General features: G+C 44.4%; 20 protein-coding genes and 1 riboswitch. Of the genes, 6 read left to right on the forward strand and 14 right to left on the reverse strand.

Annotation, left to right across the window (positions count from 1 at the left end):
- The first annotated feature begins 103 nt into the window (after positions 1 to 103).
- Complete coding sequence (spoIIP, locus tag AA84_RS0100355) at positions 104 to 1,192, forward strand: stage II sporulation protein P (protein WP_028975567.1); 1,089 nt, start codon at positions 104 to 106, stop codon at positions 1,190 to 1,192.
- Positions 1,193 to 1,295: 103 nt separating this feature from the next.
- Complete coding sequence (mbcS, locus tag AA84_RS0100360; RefSeq protein WP_028975568.1) at positions 1,296 to 2,885, forward strand: acyl-CoA synthetase MbcS; 1,590 nt, start codon at positions 1,296 to 1,298, stop codon at positions 2,883 to 2,885.
- Positions 2,886 to 2,937: 52 nt separating this feature from the next.
- On the opposite strand, the gene AA84_RS0100365 is transcribed toward mbcS, so the two are convergent.
- From AA84_RS0100365 to AA84_RS0100380, 4 genes are read right to left on the reverse strand one after another with little or no spacing between them, the layout of a single operon-like run.
- On the reverse strand, positions 2,938 to 3,705 hold the full coding sequence (locus AA84_RS0100365) for an SDR family NAD(P)-dependent oxidoreductase (RefSeq protein ID WP_028975569.1): 768 nt from the start codon (positions 3,703 to 3,705) through the stop codon (positions 2,938 to 2,940).
- A gap of 37 nt (positions 3,706 to 3,742) precedes the next feature.
- A complete protein-coding gene (locus AA84_RS0100370; protein ID WP_028975570.1) occupies positions 3,743 to 4,543 on the reverse strand; it encodes an energy-coupling factor transporter transmembrane component T family protein in 801 nt (266 codons plus the stop codon).
- Entirely contained in the window at positions 4,503 to 5,981 is a 1,479-nt protein-coding gene (locus AA84_RS0100375) for an ABC transporter ATP-binding protein (RefSeq protein WP_028975571.1), read from the reverse strand. The genes AA84_RS0100370 and AA84_RS0100375 overlap by 41 nt, the downstream gene beginning before the upstream one ends.
- Positions 5,968 to 6,564 carry an ECF transporter S component gene (locus AA84_RS0100380; protein WP_028975572.1) on the reverse strand — a complete coding sequence of 199 codons (597 nt, stop codon included), beginning with the start codon at positions 6,562 to 6,564 and terminating at the stop codon, positions 5,968 to 5,970. Before AA84_RS0100380 ends, AA84_RS0100375 begins: the two co-directional genes overlap by 14 nt.
- Positions 6,565 to 6,667: 103 nt before the next feature.
- Positions 6,668 to 6,764, reverse strand: a riboswitch (TPP riboswitch).
- Positions 6,765 to 6,931: 167 nt separating this feature from the next.
- Between AA84_RS0100380 and AA84_RS16730 the strand changes: the two genes are divergently transcribed.
- On the forward strand, positions 6,932 to 7,480 hold the full coding sequence (locus tag AA84_RS16730; RefSeq protein ID WP_051575153.1) for a hypothetical protein: 549 nt from the start codon (positions 6,932 to 6,934) through the stop codon (positions 7,478 to 7,480).
- Between the two features lie 77 nt (positions 7,481 to 7,557).
- Positions 7,558 to 7,761, forward strand: coding sequence for a hypothetical protein (locus tag AA84_RS0100390; protein ID WP_028975573.1), 204 nt, complete (start codon positions 7,558 to 7,560; stop codon positions 7,759 to 7,761).
- Position 7,762: 1 nt separating this feature from the next.
- Here the strand turns inward: AA84_RS0100390 and AA84_RS0100395 are convergent, their stop codons facing one another.
- On the reverse strand, positions 7,763 to 8,143 hold the full coding sequence (locus AA84_RS0100395) for a YppE family protein (RefSeq protein WP_128166723.1): 381 nt from the start codon (positions 8,141 to 8,143) through the stop codon (positions 7,763 to 7,765).
- Between the two features lie 109 nt (positions 8,144 to 8,252).
- The gene (locus AA84_RS0100400; protein WP_028975575.1) at positions 8,253 to 8,552 is read right to left on the reverse strand and encodes a hypothetical protein; all 300 of its coding nucleotides are present in this window, start codon (positions 8,550 to 8,552) and stop codon (positions 8,253 to 8,255) included.
- A 237-nt stretch (positions 8,553 to 8,789) separates the two neighbouring features.
- Here AA84_RS0100400 and recU point away from each other — a divergent pair, with 237 nt between their 5' ends.
- Together recU and AA84_RS16735 are read left to right on the forward strand one after the other, a co-directional pair.
- Positions 8,790 to 9,392: a Holliday junction resolvase RecU gene (gene recU, locus AA84_RS0100405; protein WP_028975576.1), complete on the forward strand. Its 603-nt coding sequence runs from the start codon at positions 8,790 to 8,792 to the stop codon at positions 9,390 to 9,392.
- 82 nt (positions 9,393 to 9,474) lie between these two features.
- Positions 9,475 to 11,967: a transglycosylase domain-containing protein gene (locus tag AA84_RS16735; protein ID WP_236628041.1), complete on the forward strand. Its 2,493-nt coding sequence runs from the start codon at positions 9,475 to 9,477 to the stop codon at positions 11,965 to 11,967.
- Positions 11,968 to 12,593: 626 nt separating this feature from the next.
- Here the strand turns inward: AA84_RS16735 and AA84_RS0100415 are convergent.
- The 8 genes from AA84_RS0100415 to AA84_RS0100450 all read right to left on the reverse strand — a co-directional run bounded on the left by AA84_RS0100415 (position 12,594) and on the right by AA84_RS0100450 (position 20,173).
- Positions 12,594 to 13,124 carry a YpoC family protein gene (locus AA84_RS0100415; RefSeq protein ID WP_028975577.1) on the reverse strand — a complete coding sequence of 177 codons (531 nt, stop codon included), beginning with the start codon at positions 13,122 to 13,124 and terminating at the stop codon, positions 12,594 to 12,596.
- Complete coding sequence (gene nth, locus AA84_RS0100420) at positions 13,099 to 13,776, reverse strand: endonuclease III (protein WP_169736928.1); 678 nt, start codon at positions 13,774 to 13,776, stop codon at positions 13,099 to 13,101. Before nth ends, AA84_RS0100415 begins: the two co-directional genes overlap by 26 nt.
- Positions 13,777 to 13,790: 14 nt before the next feature.
- Positions 13,791 to 14,489, reverse strand: coding sequence for a DnaD domain-containing protein (locus tag AA84_RS0100425; RefSeq protein ID WP_028975579.1), 699 nt, complete (start codon positions 14,487 to 14,489; stop codon positions 13,791 to 13,793).
- Positions 14,490 to 14,632: 143 nt separating this feature from the next.
- Positions 14,633 to 15,925: an asparagine--tRNA ligase gene (gene asnS, locus AA84_RS0100430; protein WP_028975580.1), complete on the reverse strand. Its 1,293-nt coding sequence runs from the start codon at positions 15,923 to 15,925 to the stop codon at positions 14,633 to 14,635.
- Between the two features lie 30 nt (positions 15,926 to 15,955).
- Entirely contained in the window at positions 15,956 to 17,140 is a 1,185-nt protein-coding gene (locus AA84_RS0100435; RefSeq protein ID WP_028975581.1) for a pyridoxal phosphate-dependent aminotransferase, read from the reverse strand.
- A gap of 39 nt (positions 17,141 to 17,179) precedes the next feature.
- On the reverse strand, positions 17,180 to 17,671 hold the full coding sequence (locus tag AA84_RS0100440; RefSeq protein WP_051575155.1) for a cell wall elongation regulator TseB-like domain-containing protein: 492 nt from the start codon (positions 17,669 to 17,671) through the stop codon (positions 17,180 to 17,182).
- Between the two features lie 340 nt (positions 17,672 to 18,011).
- A complete protein-coding gene (locus AA84_RS0100445) occupies positions 18,012 to 19,001 on the reverse strand; it encodes a biotin--[acetyl-CoA-carboxylase] ligase (RefSeq protein ID WP_028975583.1) in 990 nt (329 codons plus the stop codon).
- Positions 18,959 to 20,173 (reverse strand): CCA tRNA nucleotidyltransferase, encoded by a 1,215-nt coding sequence (locus AA84_RS0100450; protein WP_028975584.1) that lies wholly within the window; start codon positions 20,171 to 20,173, stop codon positions 18,959 to 18,961. Before AA84_RS0100450 ends, AA84_RS0100445 begins: the two co-directional genes overlap by 43 nt.
- Positions 20,174 to 20,181: the final 8 nt, after the last annotated feature.

Here is a 20,181-nt window from a genome sequence, read left to right on the forward strand (position 1 = left end):
GACGGATTCATTTATCGGCTACGCTTGAAAAAACACGTCTATCTTGGCCCCTTCGGATCATAGATTAATAGAGCAGCATGCAGCAAAATCGGGAGGGACAAGCTTGAAAAAAATCAATCCAACACTAAAAATGCAGCAAACAGCCCAACCATCGCTCCTCTTCTACTACCTTTTTTTTATCACTTTGGTTTACGGTTTGGCGATGTTGATCAGTATCAGCCAATTCAAAATTGGTGCTGTTGAAGACGTAATGCAAAAAGCTGATTGGCCCGCCGAGGTCCTGCTCACTGAAACCTTTGGCAGTGAAAATAACATCTTTAATCATGCATTGGACAAGCAAGAACGTCCCAAATCGCTTTCTCACGTCATCTTTGAAACGATCACGGAGCTGCATTTTGATGACAATCGCAGCCTGTTTGGCTCTGAGCTCCCAGGTTTTTCAATTTACAATACACGAATTTTTGTCGCCGGAAAGGGCCTGAATTATACAAATCTCCCGAAAGACAACCCCCCGCCGTCACAAATTAATATCGAAACACCTGAGCCTGATGAACCGAAACCAGATGAAACCAATAAAAGCAATGCGAAGCTTAAAAAGACAGTGTTAATCTATCATACGCACCCATGGGAATCTTATCATCCAATCAATAATGGGCAGGTCACGACAACCAATCCGAATAAGAGTGTCGCGATCAATGGAAAAGAAATCGGCCAAGTGCTTGCTCAGAACGGAATTGGTTATGTGCACCTGATCAAGCAAGGATGGGGCTATAATGAGGCTTATCAAAGTTCACGAGCGATGGTTCAAAAGGAATTGAAAAAAACACCGAGCCTCAACTATCTCATTGACATTCATCGTGATTCTTCTGGTAAGAACGTCACGACCATGAAAATTGGCAAAACCTCTTTTGCACGCATCAGTATCATCATTGGTGAAGCGAATCCGAATTACTCCGCCAACCTTTATCTGGCGAAAAAAGTAAAATCTGAACTTGATAAGCGTTATCCAGATCTGGTTCGTGGCATTGTCGGCAAAACAAAGTTAACTGGAAACGGGGTTTACAATCAGGATTTGTCAAAGAATGCCCTTTTGGTTGAAATCGGCGGTATCGATAATAACCAAGAAGAGATCACACGCAGCTCTCAAGCATTCGCCGAAGCTCTAGCTAAGATCATCAAACAAAATAATTGAAAAGAGTTGTAATATTTAGCACCAGGTATTAATATTAACTTATAACATCGCTTTTGAATGGCTTCCTTCAAAAGTGAACCTTATAGGGAGATGGGCGAATAAAATGGAACTCACAGACCTTATTGCACCACAGAAATACAATCTTACAAATGAAATTGATCGGTTTGATTCAGATCGGATCGCTTTGTACTGGGAAAATGAAGCGGGTGAAAAACGAACCGTTACCTATCATGAACTCATTCAAAAAGGAAAGCAGTTTGCCAATGTACTCAACCACTTAGGCATTAAAAAAGGCGATAAAATCATGACGATCGTGCCGAGAATCATCGACGCTTACGTGATCTATTTAGGGGCGTTGCGCGCGGGAATTGCGGTTATTCCAGGCTCTGAGATGCTTCGCGCCAAAGATATCAGTTATCGTATTAATCAGGGTGAAGCAAAAGCAATTGTCGTTTATAAAGCATTCACCGAACAGGTGGATCACATCGATGAGACGATGCCATCGCTTCAACATAAGATCTCTGTTTCCGGCGAATCAAACGGATGGCTTTCAATGGATCGACTTATGGATCAAGCGCCAACGACCTATACAACCGTGGATACCGAGAAAGATGATATGGCTTTTCTCACCTATACCTCCGGAACAACGGGCACGCCTAAAGGCGTGGTGCACACCCATGCGTGGGCCTATGCTCACCTCAGAATTGCTCCCGAACGTTGGCTTGATGTCCATGAGGGTGATACGGTATGGGCAACGGCAGGTCCGGGGTGGCAGAAATGGATTTGGAGTCCTTTCCTGTCTGTACTTGGAAAAGGCGTTACCGGTCTCGTCTATTTTGGACGCTTCCACCCGGAAAAACAGCTTCAGCTGCTTCAAGATTACAAAGTTAATGTCCTTTGCTGCACACCGACCGAATATCGTTTGATGTCCAAAGTCGACCATTTGGATCACTATGATCTTTCCCAGCTTCATACCGCCTGCTCTGCAGGAGAAGCGTTGAATCGCGGCGTCATCGATGTATTCAAGCATACGTTTGACCTTCAGCTCAAAGATGGCTATGGTCAGACCGAAAGCACTCTGCTGATCGGTACGCTCGTCGGTAAAGATATTCGTATTGGCTCAATGGGACAGCCGATCCTTGATGAATTTATTACGATCATTGATGAAGAAGGTCATGAGGTCCCTGAAGGCGTTGTCGGAAACATTGCTGTTCGCCGCGACTTTCCCGCACTGTTCAAAACCTATTACCAGCAGCCGGAGCGGTATCAAAAATCAGTGATCGGTGATTATTTCCTAACCGGTGATCGTGCGTCAAGGGACAAGGACAACTATTTCTGGTTCAAAGGCAGACGTGATGATATCATCATCAGCTCGGGTTATACAATTGGGCCTTCAGAAGTTGAGGATGTGCTTCTGAAGCACGAAGCGGTTAAAGATTGTGCCGTCGTTGCCAGTCCTGATCCAGTCCGTGGAAACATTGTTAAAGCCTTTGTTATTCTGAAAGAAGGCTACAAAGAAAGTCCGACTTTGATACCGGAATTGCAGACGTTTACGAAAAAGAATACCGCTCCATACAAATACCCAAGAGCGATCGAGTTTGTTACCGATTTACCTAAGACTGTATCAGGCAAAATTATGCGTTCCGCGCTGCGCGATTTGGAAATTCAGCGCGCAAAAGAACAGCAAAACTAAAAAAATTGCGGCATTAAAAATCCGAAAGGTGCTTAGGACCTTTCGGATTTTTTTAGTGCTTTGTTGGTCGTGTCGCCATCTTCACAGCCTTAGCGCCCAAGACTCGCGGGAGAAATTTTGCAGCAACCGCACCAAATTGATTAAGCGCCCCGGGTATAACAACTCGCTTCCCCCGTTCCATTGCTTGATAGCCAAGCTTTGCTACCCGTTGTGCATCCATCGAGCGGCTGAAAAGCCGTACATCTTCCGCATGTGCGGTCGTGCCAAAATTTGTATGAGTCGGTCCCGGACATAGCGCAGTGACCGTCACTCCGCTTCCCTTCAGTTCTTCAGAAAGTGCCTCGGAAAAAGAAAGGACAAAGGCTTTCGTTGCAAAATACACCGCCATATACGGACCGGGCTGATAAGCAGCCGTGCTTGCGACATTCATGATCTTTCCTGATCGACTTCTAAGATCGGTAAGAAAATAATAGCTGAGTTCGGTCAGTGCGCTGCAATTCAGTCGGATCATGTCACTCATCTGTTCGACTGGCAATTGATCGAAACAACCAATTAACCCAAATCCTGCATTATTAATGAGCCGATCAACGACCAGTCCCCTCTGCTTTACCTCTTCATAAACTTCGCGAGCGGCATTCACAACACTTAAATCTTTTTTGATAAGGGTAACGTTCCGATGCGGCATCCCATCTTTCATCTTGCCCATCACGGTTTCATTTCGTGATACAAGAATCAGGTGGACCGGTTCATGAGCAAACAATTTTGCGAGAGCATTGCCGATCCCGCTTGTAGCGCCCGTAATTAATACTGTTTTGACCACGCTATCCCTCCCTACCTCAATCATGCACCGTGGAAACTCAATGATCAAGAACATTCGTATACGGAGTAATCGGCAGAACATTCGAAAGCACAAAGCCGAGTGTTACCGTACAAAGAACAATGAGCACAAAGTAAATATCCTTTCTGCTCCAGCTGATTTTATAATAATAAGTCCGTTCCGCAGTCATTGAAAAACGTTTCGCTTCCATTGCAATGGCTGTGCGCTGTGCACGGCGAATCGATTGAGCGAGCATGGAAAGGCAATAACGGGTCATACGCTCGCAGAACGCCTTAACTCCTTTTTGACGGTTCATCCCGCGCACACGCATCGCCTGGCGTATTTTCACAAATTCCTCTGCCATCATTGGAATCATGCGAAAAGCGGCCATAAACCCATAAGCGTATCGGGCTGGAACTTTCAGCTGCTGCATTAATGAATAGAAAAACGGAACCGGCTGCGTCGTTGTTGCAAAAACCATGCCGATTAAGCTAAACGTAAACGTTCGAAGCCCGAGCAGTACGCCTCGAGCCAGACTTTCCCGTGTAATGAGGATCAGTCCTTTTTGAAAAAGGACCGAACTACCTTTTCCGAAAAAGATCATCGCTGATGCACTAAACAGCGAGACGATTAAGGTCAGGAGCACAAACCAAAACGACCACTTGCCTGATAACCCGCTGACAAAAAAATACAGGATGAAAAACAAGAGTGCTGTCCAAATCATTGTATTTAGATTCGTGACAAACAGGTACAAGATGAACAGCGAAGAGACGAGGAGAAATTTCAGACTTGGATTCACTTTAAAAAATAATTTGTTCGTGTTTCCCCAAACCGTATCCATGCCCCTGCTCCTTTCCTACGCCTTCATCTTGCGTGTCCATCACAATGGATCCATTCTCTACCTTCAGAATGCGGCTGGCAAAGTGTCGCACGATCTCCATCTCATGAGTCACCATGAGCAGTGTCGTTCCCCTCTGTTGGAGCTGTTGAAAGAGATCGAGCAGTGCAAACGTATTCTTGGCATCCTGTCCGAATGTCGGTTCATCCAAGATCAGCACATCCGGATAAGTGATTAATGCAGATGCAACACTCAATCGCCGCTTTTGCCCCATCGACAGTTGGAACGGATGTTGATGGCGCTGTTGTTCAAGAGAATAATGGTGGAGATGCTCTTCAACACGATCTGCACATTCAGGCTCATCCCGTTTTCTAACCCGAAGGCCGAAAGCGAGTTCATCCTGTACCGAATCGGTAACAAACTGATATTCAGGATTTTGAAAGACAAATTGCACATGATCGGCAGGATGTCCAAAAGACCAGACGCATTTGCCTTTTGATTTAAGAAGTCCCATAATGCCTTCAATCATCGTGCTTTTTCCTGCCCCGTTTTCACCAATGATTGCAATCCATTCCCCTTTGTGAATGTTTAAAGATTCAGCAAAAAATTTAACTTCCTTTTGCCTGAGTACGGCAAAATTATGAAGACTGAGTTGAACCTCGCCTTGAACGGATTGCTTTGAATCATTTTGCTGATGAATACGATAGTTCATCCAGCTTCCCGGATGCCAGACCCCATATTCATCAAGCTTTTTTTCGTAACGAGACAGCATTTCCTGCTTTGGACCATCGGCAAAAATGGCGCCTTGCTCGTTGAAAAGAACGACGCGATCAATGAAATCAAGCACGTGGTCAATTTTGTGTTCAACGATAATCAATGTACGGTCATTTCCAATTTGTTGCACGGTCTCCCACAGCTTGCGGGTTCCAGATGGATCAAGTAATGCCGTCGGTTCGTCCACGAACAGTACTTCCGGTTCAAGTGCGAGAATACTGGCAATGGCCAACCGCTGTTTCATCCCTCCTGAGAGCGTACGAATCAACCGATGATTATCGGTCAAATTCAGATCGACTAAGTTCAGATAGTGCTGAATCAGAGACGGCATCTGCTCTCGGGGTACACGTCGATTTTCCAAAACAAATGCAATCTCCTCATCAACATACGGCATGCAGAACTGAGTGTCAGGGTCTTGAAAAATATACCCCCAGTTTTCCGGTATCACGCAGCGTTCTGCGCGCATCGGTAATTGGATACTGTTTGGAATGAGACCAGAAAGAACTTGAAGCAGTGTGGACTTACCGCATCCTGATGGTCCTAAGAGCAATACTCGCTCACCTTTCTTATAATGAAAGGAAAGATCTTTAAATAACATCGATTTTTTCTTAGGGAATGCTAGACGCAGTTGATCAACGCCCCACTCTTCCCGCTTACTTAAGGACATCGTAATCTTCCTTAGTTACCGGGCGAAGCGATTGCGTGACACCGGTCTTCTCAAGTCCTTTCACCAAAGCATAGGGAAATAGCCCTGAAAGTAAAATGGAACCAATCAAGCGAAAAACGAGGTATAAGATAAGATTCCATCCGGCGAGTAAGGGCAGGTATGCATAGCCGGCATCAAGAATGATTGATGCAATTAATGCAGCGAATGCGGACAATGAAGCAACGCCGATCGAAAATTTCTTATAGCGCCATGCGGCAAAAATTGCTTCTGAAAATGCCCCTTGAAGCAAACCATAATAGAGGTTGATAATGCCCCCGCTGCCTGCAAAAAGCATTTCAGCAAGCGCTGCAGCAGTCTCTGCCAGGAATGCGACACCGGGTTTGCGAATTAGAAGTGCAGCAAAGGGTGCGGCGATAAACCAAATCCCATACAGAAGTGCATCCAGATGTATCCCCAGCGGCTGTACCAAATCATAGACCGGTCCCATTAAGCGAAAAACCAGTCCAAAAACAAGTGCAATCACGATCGTTACAAGAATGTCGGTTAAATTAAGCTTCAGATTACGGCTTTTTTCATGAGCCATATCTGTTCCCCCTTTAATTTTGACTGTTCCTCCGTTCATCCGGTCACCATGTTTGAAAAGTTTAAAAAACCGCTTTCATCGTAAGACGAAAGCGGTTTGAATAACGTTTGAGTTACCACTTTCCTACGCTGGTATTAACCAGATCAGGTCCAAGGGTCGGGACCATGCCCTCTCAGCAAACAGCACCCCTAGTGGACGAACCAATCATTTAGTTTTTCTAACAGATTAAACATACTATACCTTCACGAAATGTTCAAGATTAACCGCTTGAATGATCGTCAATAATCCAATCCAGCAATGCTTTCCCATGTATAGAATGCAGCGCTGCGAATCAAGCTAAACAAAAAAAGATCGGAGCTGTCTCAAAATGCCGCTAGGTCGTTCTTCTCACACACTGCTGGTCGCTGTTCTCCTGCTTTCCAGCCTTATTTGGCATCCTGTCCACATACACGCAGAATCAATGAATGAACTCATCAAAACTGTTCAACCGGAAAGCAGCCAGCGCATGATCCAACAATCGGACCTTATCGTATACACGCATCTGAATCAATCAATTAAAAGATGGAATACCGGAAAACGCTTGCCTTCCGGTGCGCGCTTTGTCAATGCAGAACAACTGCTACAGATTCATGAAGTGCTCAAAGGCAGCGTTCAAGCGCCGGTCAAACTGCTGACCACCGGGATCGATCCGCTTCCACAGCCGTCGGATCCTCTAAATAATCGATATACTGGACCGCTCGCCGACGGGGATTACCTTCTTTTCCTGAAATCATACAGCCAGACGCAGCATTATATCCTAAATGGAGGATTTGCCGCCGTCTATCCGGTTTATGCTGGAAAATTAATTGCACTCAATGAAGGGTTTAAAGCATTCAATGGCAAAACGATTGCTGAGATAAAACCAATGCTTCACTGAATCCTCCACCTACTTTGCATATTTTCATCGGACAAGCCATATAGTCTATCAAAGGCAGTCATTAGGGGGAAGCATTCATGGAAAAAACACATACCACACCATTATCCAAAAAAAATGAACCATTCAATGATTCGCTGCAGCAGCTCAGACAAAAAATTGAGCAGCTTTCTGCTGAAGAATGCTTTGAATGGGTCACAAAAATCATGTATTATGCAATTCTGTTTCTGGGAGTCCCTTATTTCATCTTTGTTCTGATCTCATTTATCCGGATGGCAGCTTGATTCACTTTAGATCCTGCTCCAACTGCTCTTGAATATTTTCCAAAACATAGTCAATCGATTTAATGGTTTCATAAAATCGCCGTCTGCGCGTGTCCTTCTGAAATGCCGTGACGCATATAATCGTTAAATTATCGCTCGTATCTTTAATTTGTATTGGAAAAACATACCTGGGTTTGCGTTTTCTGACCCAATGTTCCGCTAATGGATGCCATTCATCAACAACCTTTTGCATCGCATCGGCAAACGGCTTGACCTTGCCATAAAAATCGGTCTGATAAGCTTTATCCTGCGTTTGTTCCGCATACTGTTTATAGGCGGTTTGGTTGAGTTCCCTCAGCTTTACCGTCAGCTGATGCAGCCGGGACTTTGATTCAATAGGCACACTGATTCACTCCATAAACAAGTTGATTAAACTTAGTGTATCATGATCAAATCGTCAATTCACCAAGTCTGCTCATGAAGCGTCAACCCAAGCGTGCTTGTTACATCTTTCAGGCTGAACGGTTCTGATCCTTCGAAGCGTTTGTGTTCGGTTCGAATAAAATCGACTCTAGCTGGTTTGAATAGTATATTTCTGTTCCACGAGCCGCTTTTTCAAGCATCCGATCCACCTGATTCATTTTCCTTTTTGAATGGTCCATCTTTTTTTTGCACAGATCCAACTGTTGTTCAATTAACTCACTATTATTGCGCATAATTTTATGATCCAACTGCTCCAATTGCATGGTTAAATAATCCATCCGAAAATTCAGTTCACGAACCGACATGCCAAGACTTTTGACTGAGTGCATGTACGTCCCTTCTCTCTTAGTTAGATTAATTTAGAGGTTCCATAAAAGAGAGGGATCACCTGCACACTCGACAAAACTAGCAGCAATCTTTCAAAACTAGCCCTTTCTCGCAAGCAATCATGACCGATTGGACCGTTTTAAATAAAATTAACCCCTTCGAAGCGTACTTTGGTATACTGTTCTAAGAATAAAGCAGACGACATTGCTTTTGAATGAAAGGAAAGGAGCAGCCGCATCATGAGCGTCTTTTATCCCAATGGACAGCCCTACAAGGGAAAAAGTCAAGCGGTCCAATCTGGCCCCGCTTCGGAAATCGTCTATGGGCACCGCGGCATGTCTTTAGAAGAAGATTTGAACGTGACAAACCGTTATTACATTGAAACGGATCAGGCAGTGATTTACAAAAAGCCGACACCAATACAAATTGTCCATGTAGACTATCCGAAGCGAAGTGCTGCCAAAATTACGGAAGCTTATTTTCGTAGAGCATCTACTACCGACTACAACGGGATCTATCGAGGGAGATACATAGACTTTGAGGCAAAAGAAACAACGCACGAGAACTATATTCCCTTGAAGAATTTTCATCGCCATCAAGTCGAGCATATGAAACGAATCAAACGACACGGCGGTATTGGGTTTATCATTGTCAAATTCACAAAGCGTTCGGAGATTTTCCTGCTTGATGCGGATTATTTAGCGGCGGCTTGGGACGAATCTTTAAACGGCGGCCGCAAATCAATCCCGAAACGAATCTTTCAGGATCATGGTTCATTGATTCCGCAAAAGTATCTTCCGCGTGTCGATTATCTTCAAAATGTGTGTGAAGTCTACTTTTAATTAAGTCATAATCAGCGGGAACTCTCGAATACTATGTCACGTAAACCATGGGACAGGTTTTTTTGGAAAGGTAGGATCAGTCATGGTTGAATACCATACCCGAATGGAAAGACGGCGTGCAGCCGAAGCAGAAAAACAGAAAAACGAAACACATAAACCTGCAAAAAAGAAAAAGAAATCCGGTGGAAAAAAACATTGGGTAAAGCGGACTTTCATTCTTTTATTGCTGGTTTTCTTATTCTTGATCTTGGCTGGGACGATTTTCGTCTTCGCTGTGATCGGACAGGCGCCGAAATTAAACGCAAATGCATTGCATAATGAAATATCATCGGTCCTCTATGATCAAAATGATAAAAAAGCAACGGATGTCGACTCCGGCGAGCATCGCATGTATACAGATATCGATAACATCCCTAAAACGATTCAAGATGCTTATATAGCGACAGAGGATGTTCGTTTCTATAAACATATCGGTATCGACCCGATTCGAATCATGGGTGCAGGCGTCGCCCAGTTTACGAAGGGGTATAAATCTGAAGGAGCAAGTACGATCACACAGCAGGTCGTTCGCAATGCAATGCTCACTCAGAATAAGACCTTTACACGTAAGATTCAAGAAATGTATCTAGCGATTCAATTGGAGAAAAGTTACACCAAAAAGCAGATTCTTGAGTTTTACTTAAATCAAATCTATCTCGGTGGGGGTCCCACTTACGGTGTAGCCGCTGCTTCTGAACGCTATTTCGGCAAGAATGTTAAGAATGTCACTTTAGACCAAGCAGCAATGCTTGCCGCGATGACACGGAATCCCGGCTACTATGACCCGATCAAACATCCTGATCGGGCAAAAACACGCCGTGATTTGGTTCTTGACTTGATGGTGCACAATCACGCCATCTCATCGGAGGAAGCAGCAAAGGCAAAAACCGTTTCGATGAAGCAAATGACAAAGGGACATCGGCAGATTAAGGTCAGCAATCGCAAATATGGCGCCTTTCTCGATTTCGTTCGCAAAGAACTGGTTGAGGATAAAAAAGTAATTACGGAACAGGAATTCAATTCGGGAGGATTGAAGATCTACACCACTTTGGATCCGGAGATTCAGAATCAGGCGCAGGATGTGCTGAATAATAAACAAAATTTCCCGGTTGTACAAAAGAATTTCAACGCCGGCGTTTCGGTGATCGATACGCAAACCGGGGCAATTCGTGCCCTCGGCGGCGGGCGCAACTACACCTATTTAATGAACAACAACCGCTCTTATAAAACAGCGGGAAGCGGCAATGTCGGTTCCACTGCCAAACCAATTATGGATTATGGTCCAGCCATCGACTATTTACAATGGCCGACCGACTATCAAGTCGATGATACGCCGGATGTTAAATACAGTTGGGGAAAAAAGATCAATGATTTTGATAATCGTTTCCTTGGTTCAATGACAATGCGCCGAGCGCTTTACCTGTCACGCAATGTTCCTGCTTTGCAAACGTTCCAGAAGGTTGATCAGGCAAAAGGCACAGGTAGCATTCGTACATTTGCCAAAAAACTCGGCATCCCAAGCGAAACGCTTAAAAAGCTTGGCGAAAGCTATTCAATTGGTGGCGGCGGATTCAGTTCCAACCCGCTCGAAATGTCCGGCGCCTATGCTGCCTTTGGCAATAAGGGCATATACAATCAGCCCTACGCAGTACGAAAAATTGTAAAGACGGACGGAGAAGTGATTCAGCTGAACCATACACGTCGTGTTGCGATGCATGACTATACGGCATACATGGTTACCGATATGCTTAAAGATGTCATGACAAATCCACAAGGGACCGGGCGCAGTGCAAATATAGGCGGATCAAACATGGCGGGTAAAACCGGCACGCATAATATTCCTGATGATTACGCGAAGCAATACGGCATATCAGCCACGCAGCAAAGACATGGTGCCCTCGCTTCTTGGTTCGTCGGCTACAATACAAGATTAACTACCGCTGTATGGACGGGTTACGAAGTTAAAAATGAGCAAAAAAATGACAAAGACTATGGTACTTTTCTCGGGCCGACCGAACAACAATATGCAAAAACCATTTTCAGAAACATTATGGCTCAATTTATGGTTGGTGCTCCGGATTTCACAAAGCCAAATTCCGTTGAGACATTGGGCAACGGTGAATTGGCTGTGATGCATTCAAATGTCAGCAATCACTTCCGCTCAGATAAGTCGGATGCATCAAGCAGTGAAAGCAGCAGTGAGCAAAGCAGTTCTTCAAGCAGCGAAAGTAGCAGTAGCAGTGAAGAAAGCAGCTCGTCAAGTAGTGAGAGCAGCGGTAGCAGTGAAAGCAGCAGCTCAAGTATTGATGAAAATACTGAAGATACCGGGGAAAATGAAAACGCTGAAAACAACGGAAACAATGGTGATACTGAAAACAACGGAAATAATGGTGATGCGGGAAACAACGGAAATAATGTGGACACTGGAAACAACGAAAAAAATGGAGACACTGAAAACAACGGAAATAATGGTGACGCGGGAAACAACGGAAATAATGTGGACACTGGAACACCACCACCAACTACTAATCAGTAACCTTAAAACAAAAATGTAAATGGCCTCCCTAAGGTTGGACAGATAAAATTCAACTTTAGGGAGGTTTGCTATGTCTAAATACTTAACTGATTTTAAAAAGAATACTTCAAACTGATGAAGAGCAACTCATCGCTATCTGGGAAAAAGCATTGCAGACATTAAAACTTAAAACATCGATAAAATATAAAAAAGAACCGTTCACCACTTGAACGCGCAGCACTTTATTTAAAATTTCAATCTCTTTACTTTCATCGATTTATCAGTGAAGTCGTAACAGATTTAGATGGATTCGAAACCAATTGAGTACATCCCCTATGGGGGGAAACGCACGAAGAATCCAAAGTCTGCAGTCAAAAAAGAACAACGAATCAAAAGTTACTTATTAAACAGGAGTGACTTCAGGAGTTTGAATCAGAAAACGAACTTCTAATGATGCCCCGTGCTAAAGGGAAAAATTATAAACGGTTTTGTGTGCTTAGATCAAGTATTATAATTAATAAAGAATCAAAGAAAAATTCGGCGGTTAAAGTCCAATTGAATATCGGATTTTAACCACCGAACAGGCATTTAAAACTACATCAACTTTACGGGGAGACATCATCAAGACGTTGGGGATTTTGTCTCTCTCATTTATTTTCGAGGCGACGCATGCTCGCTGCTCTTTTTTTGGTAAATTCCTGCTCCAACTCATCCAACTGAATAAACGCCAGATAACGCGCCGGTTGACGAAGCAAGTAACCAAGTCGTTCGTCAATATTCAATGGTGCGTAGGGAGCAGCCTTGATCTGTTGGATCAAATCGTCATGAACTAATGAGGAAACCGGAGCGCCCGCAGACCAGCAAAGCTGATCAATGAATGCAGCAATGCAACGAATCATCGGCTTTCGAACCAAAGCTTGATCACGCTGGTGAAAAAGCACGCGAAGCGCTTCGCTGCGCTCCTTCCAGTACGCATGAAAAAAATTGTCCTCTTCCTGCCAGGGCCACTTTTCCAGCTGATTGGGCGCATTTACATTTATATAAAGTAAATCATAGAGAAAGGGAATCTGATAAACCTCTTTTTCCGAGAGTACACCGTCAATGACCTGCTGCTTTTCGTAAAATGGGAAAACTTGAAACGTTTGAGGCAGCTCAAGCTTTAGAAATGGCTTTGTCAAACTTGCTTTCACCTCTTCTCATTCGTTTCTGCCCCTCTCGGCATACGTCAAGAAGCGGACATTCCGGACACTTCGGATTTTGTGCTCTACAATGATAGCGTCCGAAAAAAATCAGACGATGATGCGTTTCCGACCACTTCTCCCTGGGAACCCGCCGCATCAATGTCTTCTCGACTTCAAGGACGCTGTCCTTCCATCGGCAGATTCCCAGCCGCTTGGTTACCCGTTCAACATGGGTGTCAACAGCAAGAGCGGGTTCACCAAATGCAACCGAGACAATCACATTCGCTGTTTTTCGTCCAATACCGGGAAGTTTGATGAGTTCATTACGAGTTGTTGGCAGCTCGCCATTATACTTTTCAATGAGCATCTGACACATTTGCCGTATATGTTTCGCCTTATTTCGGTAAAGCCCAATAGAGCGCAGATCATTTTGAAGTTCTTCAATGGGTACAGCTAGGTAATCCTCAGGCTCATGATATTTTTGAAATAGACTCGGTGTGACGCGATTGACTAGAGCATCGGTACATTGTGCGGAAAGCATCACCGCAATCGCCAGTTCAAAAGGATTGGAATGGTTTAATTCACAATGGGCATCAGGAAACATGTCTGCTATCGTATTTAAGATGTAGTCACATTGTTTTTGGTTCAGGAGTTTGCACCTTCCTAATCGAGTTTGCCTAGCCAATTATACGTCGGCATTTTCGGAACATCGCTTTTTTCTTGTTTGGTCACTGTGTTACGATGTTGGTGAGCTCTGATTTTTTCACCATGTTTCTTTGCCTGATCCAATGTTTTGATTCCGTTTTTCTTCCAGTCAAATAAGATGCGATCGATATAACGGAAATTCATTTTTCCGGATAGAACCGCTTCACGCAAGGCACCTTTAATCAACGATGGCGAATGGTGGTCTTGATCCAGCCACATCGCAAGCGTCTCGCACTCAATTGGCGAAAGCGGTCTTGCAAATTCATTTTCAAACAACGTATACAGCTTATCATCGTTTTCTGTTGACACCTTGCTCACCCTCTTTGAGTAAGCGGCGCGAATCAGCTTGTTCCAAAGCGGCTCCAACGAGTACGCTTCAGAATATAGTTTACGATCATTTTTTTGTATGATTGCCAAATAGCCGCGTTGGATTAAGCTGCGCAGACAATCTGCGCACGCGGTTTCATCAAAGCTCATTCTGCTCGCCAAATCGTCAAACGTTGGAAAATCGTCACCTTTACTTAGAAATGAGTGGATTTGAACCAGCAACATACACTCTTGCTCATTCAAACCAATCCCGTGATAGTTTTCAATAAGAAGTGACGGGACAGTGACACTGCCGTTCCCAACGAGTTCAAGCATGAAATTCATATCCATCATTCTATGACACCTCATTGAACATTATAGCATGGATCATCGCAGACTGCGGTCCATGTACTGAGGGAGATTCTCTCAAATTGCACCGCAAAAATAGCAAAAGACTCGGGAACACCCGAGTCTATCACCATGAAAAACCTCGATTAAGGATAGATACGATTCAACAATCTCGGGAACGGAATCGTCTCGCGGATGTGATCCAATCCGCAAATCCATGCGATTGCTCGCTCTAGCCCCAACCCGAATCCCGAATGTGGAACGGTGCCATATTGGCGAAGTTCCAGATACCACTGGTACGCAGGATCCGTAAGATGGAACGCTTCATAGCGCTTCTTCATCAGTTCCAGATCATCGATTCGCTGGCTTCCGCCAATAATTTCACCATAACCTTCCGGTGCCAAAAGATCGGCGCAAAGAACGACATCGTCACGTTCAGGATCCGGTTTCATATAGAATGCCTTAACTTTTGTCGGGTATTTCGTCACGAAAACCGGGACATCGAAATGTTCAGCAATTGCGGTTTCATGTGGTGAACCAAAATCATCGCCCCATTCAATATCATTAAATCCTTCTTTCTTTAAGAAGTCAATCGCTTCATCATAGCTGATACGCGGGAACGGTGCTTTAATCTTCTCAAGCCTTGTCGTGTCACGTCCAATCGCTTTAAGCTCCGATTGACAATTGTTCAAAACACGTTGAACAAGATAAGCTACATAGTTTTCTTGAACCTTTAGACTTTCTTCATGATCACAGAAGGCCATTTCCGGTTCAATCATCCAGAACTCAATCAAATGCCGCCGTGTTTTTGATTTCTCAGCACGGAAAGCCGGTCCAAACGAGAATACCTTTCCAAAAGCCATTGCAGCAGCTTCCATATAGAGCTGCCCGCTTTGCGAGAGATAGGCATCACGATCGAAATATTTTGTATGGAAGAGATCGGTGGTTCCCTCTGCAGAACTTCCGGTCAGAATCGGCGGGTCAACTTTAATAAAGCCGTGATCATTAAAGAAATCATAAGTTGCTTTGATCACTTCATTGCGAATACGCAAAATGGCATGCTGCCTGCTGGAACGCAGCCACAGGTGCCGGTGATCCATTAAGAACTCAACGCCATGCTCCTTAGGGGTGATCGGGTAATCATGTGCCATTTGAATAATCTCCAGATCAGTGACCGTTAACTCAAATCCACTTGGCGCGCGTTTATCTTCGCGCACACTTCCCGTAACATAGAGCGAGCTTTCTTGTGTTAATTCTTTCGCCTTTTCCCAATTTTCTTCACTGATCTCATTTTTTAGAACAACGGCTTGAATAAATCCAGTGCCGTCCCGAAGTTCCAAAAAGGCAATCTTACCGCTTGATCGTTTGTTGGCCAGCCATGCACCAATGGTCACTTCATCGCCCAAATGATCTTTCACTTCAGAAATTCTTACATTCATTTTCCATGACCCCCGCATTCATGTAACAAATTACTTTGTATGTTCTTTAATAAAGTGTTCGATGCGATCGAGCGCTTTTTCCAAATTATCTAAGGATGTCGCATAGGATAAGCGGATATAATCAGGCATTCCGAAACCTGCACCGGGAACTACGGCAACCTTTTCTTCGTCTAGTAATGCTTTGACCCAATCTGTAACACATGAAAAACCACATGCATCACTCAATGGTCGTATATTTGGGAAGAGATAAAAGGCCCCTTGAGGTTTGACACAAGTCACACCAGGCAAGTTCACCAATCTCGGGTATATTGTATTTAATCGTTGTTCAAACGCCTGACGCATGGTTTCGATACTTTCTTGAGGACCGTTATACGCCGCAATTGCCGCATATTGTGACACTGACGCCGGGTTTGATGTACTGTGACTTGCTATATTTGTCATCGCTTGAATTAAGGCCGCATCAGCTGCCGCATAGCCGATACGCCAACCGGTCATTGAATGTGATTTAGAGACTCCGTTAACAACAACCGTCTGTGCTTTCACTGATTCAGACAATTGTGCAATTGAGAAGAAACAGTTGCCATTATAAACGAGCTTTTCATAGATTTCATCCGAAATAATCACAAGATCATGTTTCACACAAAACTCAGCAATCGGTTCAAGTTCTTCTTTAGAATAGATCATCCCGGTCGGATTGCTCGGCGAATTAATAAGCACTGCTTTCGTTTTTGCAGTAACCGCTTTTTCCAAATCAGCAACCGTGATTTTGAAATGATCGCGCTCGGAGGTCTCAATTGTGATTGGAACACCTCCAGCTAGTTTAACCTGTTCCGTGTAACTTACCCAATATGGAGCAGGAATAATCACTTCGTCAGATGGATTCAGCAAGGCTTGGAAGAGCAAATAAAGAACGTGCTTCGCACCGTTTCCAACAATAATTTGATTTCGTTCATAGTCAAATCCTTGATCACGCTTTAATTTTTTGATAATGGCATCCTTCAGTTCTGGAAGACCTGCCGAAGGCGTATATTTCGTATGTCCGGCTTGTGCAGCCTCCGTTGCTGCATCAATAATAAATTCAGGTGTATTAAAATCTGGTTGTCCTGCCCCTAGTCCGATGACATCAAACCCACTTGCTTTCAATTCGTTCGCCTTCGCTGTAATGGCAAGGGTACTTGACGGAGTGATCATTTCCGCTCTTCTTGCAAATTGCATTCTCTCTTCCTCCCTGAACATTTATCAAGATCAGCACAGTTACAAATTTAGAATTCGTTGTGCTTCTTTCCCAGAATCAAAATAAAATGAAACATAATTATAATGTTGATTCGGGCTTAAAAAGGTAATTTCCCATACCGGATTGCCATTGATCGCCCCGAGTCGAACGGAAATGAGTCGTTTAACATCGAACCTCTGACGTTCAAAAAGGGTCAAAACTTGATTCTTTGTTATCCCGTCACTTGCTCTGCGTTCAATATAAGCCGCTTTTTTCGAATCATCGGGCACCCAAAAATAAACCGTTTTCCCATTTCTTTTGGCCTTAACCACTTGATAGGCATCTGACCCATGATAAGCTGAAACAGAAAGCGTGCGATCAAAGGAATAATGCTGCTTTGCTTTCTCAACCGCTGCTGCCGCGTCATGCGTTTGATTACTCATGTTGCTTGAATACAAATGCCAAGCACCAAAAATCAAGATCAATAACACAGTAAAAGCAGTGACATAAATCCATGTTCGTGTTGTTCTCAAAAAATCACCCGAATCACTTTATGTATCTGGCGAACCACGCGTCACGCGGTGCCGCCATTGCCAAATACTGGCGGGTATAACCCTTACCCTTTCCGTTTAAACTACGCCTACCCAGTTATGGGAAAAAAGCTCCTGAACCGACTTATGCATTGCGGGTAAACCCGGTCTTTCGGGTTTATTTTCATTTGCTCAGCAAAATAATCGTATCGATTCTTCCGGTAGATTGCAAGATCATTTTTTGTTCGAACCACCGGTTGCCCTCATACACGAACTGCGTGATTCCACCCTTTTAAATAATTATAACAAAATGCTGCTCGTTCTGTGCGATAATTGAAACGCTTTAATCCCACTCAACATCTGCAGAATATACATTTGCAATGGTTCCATCCGTCTTTTTCAATCGCAGCACTCCGTCATCATTAATCCCCAATGCCGTACCAATGAGAACGCGTCCCCCAGGTTGACGTACTTTTATCTGTTTTCCTAAATTCAGCGCACGCTTTTCCCAAAGCGGTCGTATTTTTTTAAATCCTTCGCTCAAATACAACTGATACAGCGTCTCAAACGAAGCGAAAAATTGCTGCACAATCGGCGCTAAGGCAAACTGTTTTCCTGTCAGCGATGCAAGGGAGGCTGCCTCGCTTTTTATTGGATCGGGAAAAGCAGTTGTATTGACATTAAATCCGATGCCGATTACCACAGCTTTTACATAAGTAGCCTCTGCCATTAGTTCAGTTAAAATTCCGACAAGTTTTTTTCCTTCAAACAATAGATCGTTCGGCCATTTGATCCCGCATGACAAACCTGCCTGTTTTTCAATGGTTTCAGCCGCTGCCACAGCGGTTAGTAATGTAAGCTGCGGCGTTTGATCGATCGGAAGCTCCGGTCGCAAAATTAAGCTCAACGCAATGTTCGTCCCACGCTGCGATTGCCACGTATGCCCCAGTCTTCCACGCCCGCTTGTCTGTTCATTGGTTAGTACAACGGTTCCGTGCTCAGCACCTTCATCAGCAAGGCGCAGCGCTTCTTTTTGTGTTGATCCTATTGCGTCATAAAAACAGATGTGTCGCCCAATTACCTTTGTTGTTAGATGGGCGCTTACCGCTGCTTCACTTAATCCCATTGGAGCATCAATAAGCTTATAGCCTTTTTTTTGTACCGATGAGATCTGATACCCTTCAGCGATTAGTGATTGAATGTGCTTCCATACTGCCGTTCGTGAGCAGCCGATGTGTTCAGAGATCCATTGTCCGGAAAGAAATTGATCATTGTGTGTATAGAGCAGTTTTAGAATTGCTCCTTTTGTTGAGTGCTCCACTCTTTGAACCATAATCGAATCTCCTCCGTCTCATTTTTTACCCGCTCATTGACTACTTCACGCTCGAGTTCACTGATCACTTGAGCAAGCCATGGTCCCGGTCGTTTGTTGGCCCACTGTTTGAATTCATTTCCAGTTGCGGCAAGTTCCGCTCGCGAATGAATCGGACATGCTTCCCATATCCTCCTGACGTCACTTTCCCGATCAGCCAAGCTGCTTTGCAAAATCATTCCCAGTGCAGCGCATACGCGATCAGCAGCATTGGCATTGTCTGGCCCATCTGAATAGATCGTTTCTCTCGTCCACGCTTGCGCCTTGCGCAGTTTCAATAAATCCAAAAGATGGGCGGTTTGCTGTCGCAGGCGGTTGGACCATTTCCATGCTTTTGCAAAGGCATAGCTATCCTTTATGCCAAGTGCGGAAAGAAATGCAGTCCATCGCTCAGCATCAGAACGAAGCACAGTAAAATGAACGTCAAGGACCTCCTTAGCATCTGCCTGCTCAAGCAGCGGCAGTACATGGATGCACTGCGTTTCAAAAAGCAGCCGAAGTGCTTGTGTCGCCGCTTTCCCCGCAAGCAGACGCGTCATTTCCTGATTCACCCGTTCAATGGAAATATTTTTTAATAGCACGGCCTGCTTGCGAAAAGCATGACGCTCACTGCTGCCTAGTGTAAATTCAAGCTCTGATGCAAACCGCATCCCACGCATGATGCGTAGCGGGTCCTCGCTGATCCGCTCCTCCGCACACCCCACTGTGCGAATGCGTTTCATGCGCAGATCACGTTGTCCATTGAATAGGTCAATGATTTTTCCCGTTCGATCCATCGCTAGGGCATTGATGGTGAAATCGCGTCGCATCAAGTCCTGATCCACCGACGACACAAACGCAACCTGACTGGGATGACGGTAGTCCTCATAAGCTGCTTCGGAACGAAACGTGGTGATTTCATAAGTTTTTCCGCCTGAAAGAACGGCAACCGTGCCGTGATCGATGCCAACCGGTATGGTCCGTTTAAATAGTGAGACAACGTCAGCTGGTCGTGCCGACGTTGCAATATCAATATCATGGATTGGTCGCCCAAGCAAATAATCGCGTACTGCTCCGCCAACAATATACGCACCAAATCCATGGTTGATTAATTGATCAAGTAATCGTTCAGCTTGCTTAAAAGGAAAACGCAAAAGGACAC

Origin of the sequence: Sporolactobacillus terrae DSM 11697, from assembly GCF_000648615.1 — a bacterium.
GTDB classification, from domain to species: domain Bacteria; phylum Bacillota; class Bacilli; order Bacillales; family Sporolactobacillaceae; genus Sporolactobacillus; species Sporolactobacillus terrae.

Bases quoted from the DNA above. Each gene is read 5' to 3' on its own strand.
- mbcS (WP_028975568.1), top strand. From the start codon at position 1,296: ATGGAACTCACAGACCTTATTGCACCACAGAAATACAATCTTACAAAT.
- AA84_RS0100370 (WP_028975570.1), bottom strand. From the start codon at position 4,543: ATGGATACGGTTTGGGGAAACACGAACAAATTATTTTTTAAAGTGAAT.
- AA84_RS0100375 (WP_028975571.1), bottom strand. From the start codon at position 5,981: ATGTCCTTAAGTAAGCGGGAAGAGTGGGGCGTTGATCAACTGCGTCTA.
- AA84_RS0100380 (WP_028975572.1), bottom strand. From the start codon at position 6,564: ATGGCTCATGAAAAAAGCCGTAATCTGAAGCTTAATTTAACCGACATT.
- AA84_RS16730 (WP_051575153.1), top strand. From the start codon at position 6,932: ATGCCGCTAGGTCGTTCTTCTCACACACTGCTGGTCGCTGTTCTCCTG.
- AA84_RS0100390 (WP_028975573.1), top strand. From the start codon at position 7,558: ATGGAAAAAACACATACCACACCATTATCCAAAAAAAATGAACCATTC.
- AA84_RS0100400 (WP_028975575.1), bottom strand. From the start codon at position 8,552: ATGCACTCAGTCAAAAGTCTTGGCATGTCGGTTCGTGAACTGAATTTT.
- recU (WP_028975576.1), top strand. From the start codon at position 8,790: ATGAGCGTCTTTTATCCCAATGGACAGCCCTACAAGGGAAAAAGTCAA.
- AA84_RS16735 (WP_236628041.1), top strand. From the start codon at position 9,475: ATGGTTGAATACCATACCCGAATGGAAAGACGGCGTGCAGCCGAAGCA.
- AA84_RS0100425 (WP_028975579.1), bottom strand. From the start codon at position 14,489: ATGGATATGAATTTCATGCTTGAACTCGTTGGGAACGGCAGTGTCACT.
- asnS (WP_028975580.1), bottom strand. From the start codon at position 15,925: ATGAATGTAAGAATTTCTGAAGTGAAAGATCATTTGGGCGATGAAGTG.
- AA84_RS0100435 (WP_028975581.1), bottom strand. From the start codon at position 17,140: ATGCAATTTGCAAGAAGAGCGGAAATGATCACTCCGTCAAGTACCCTT.
- AA84_RS0100445 (WP_028975583.1), bottom strand. From the start codon at position 19,001: ATGGTTCAAAGAGTGGAGCACTCAACAAAAGGAGCAATTCTAAAACTG.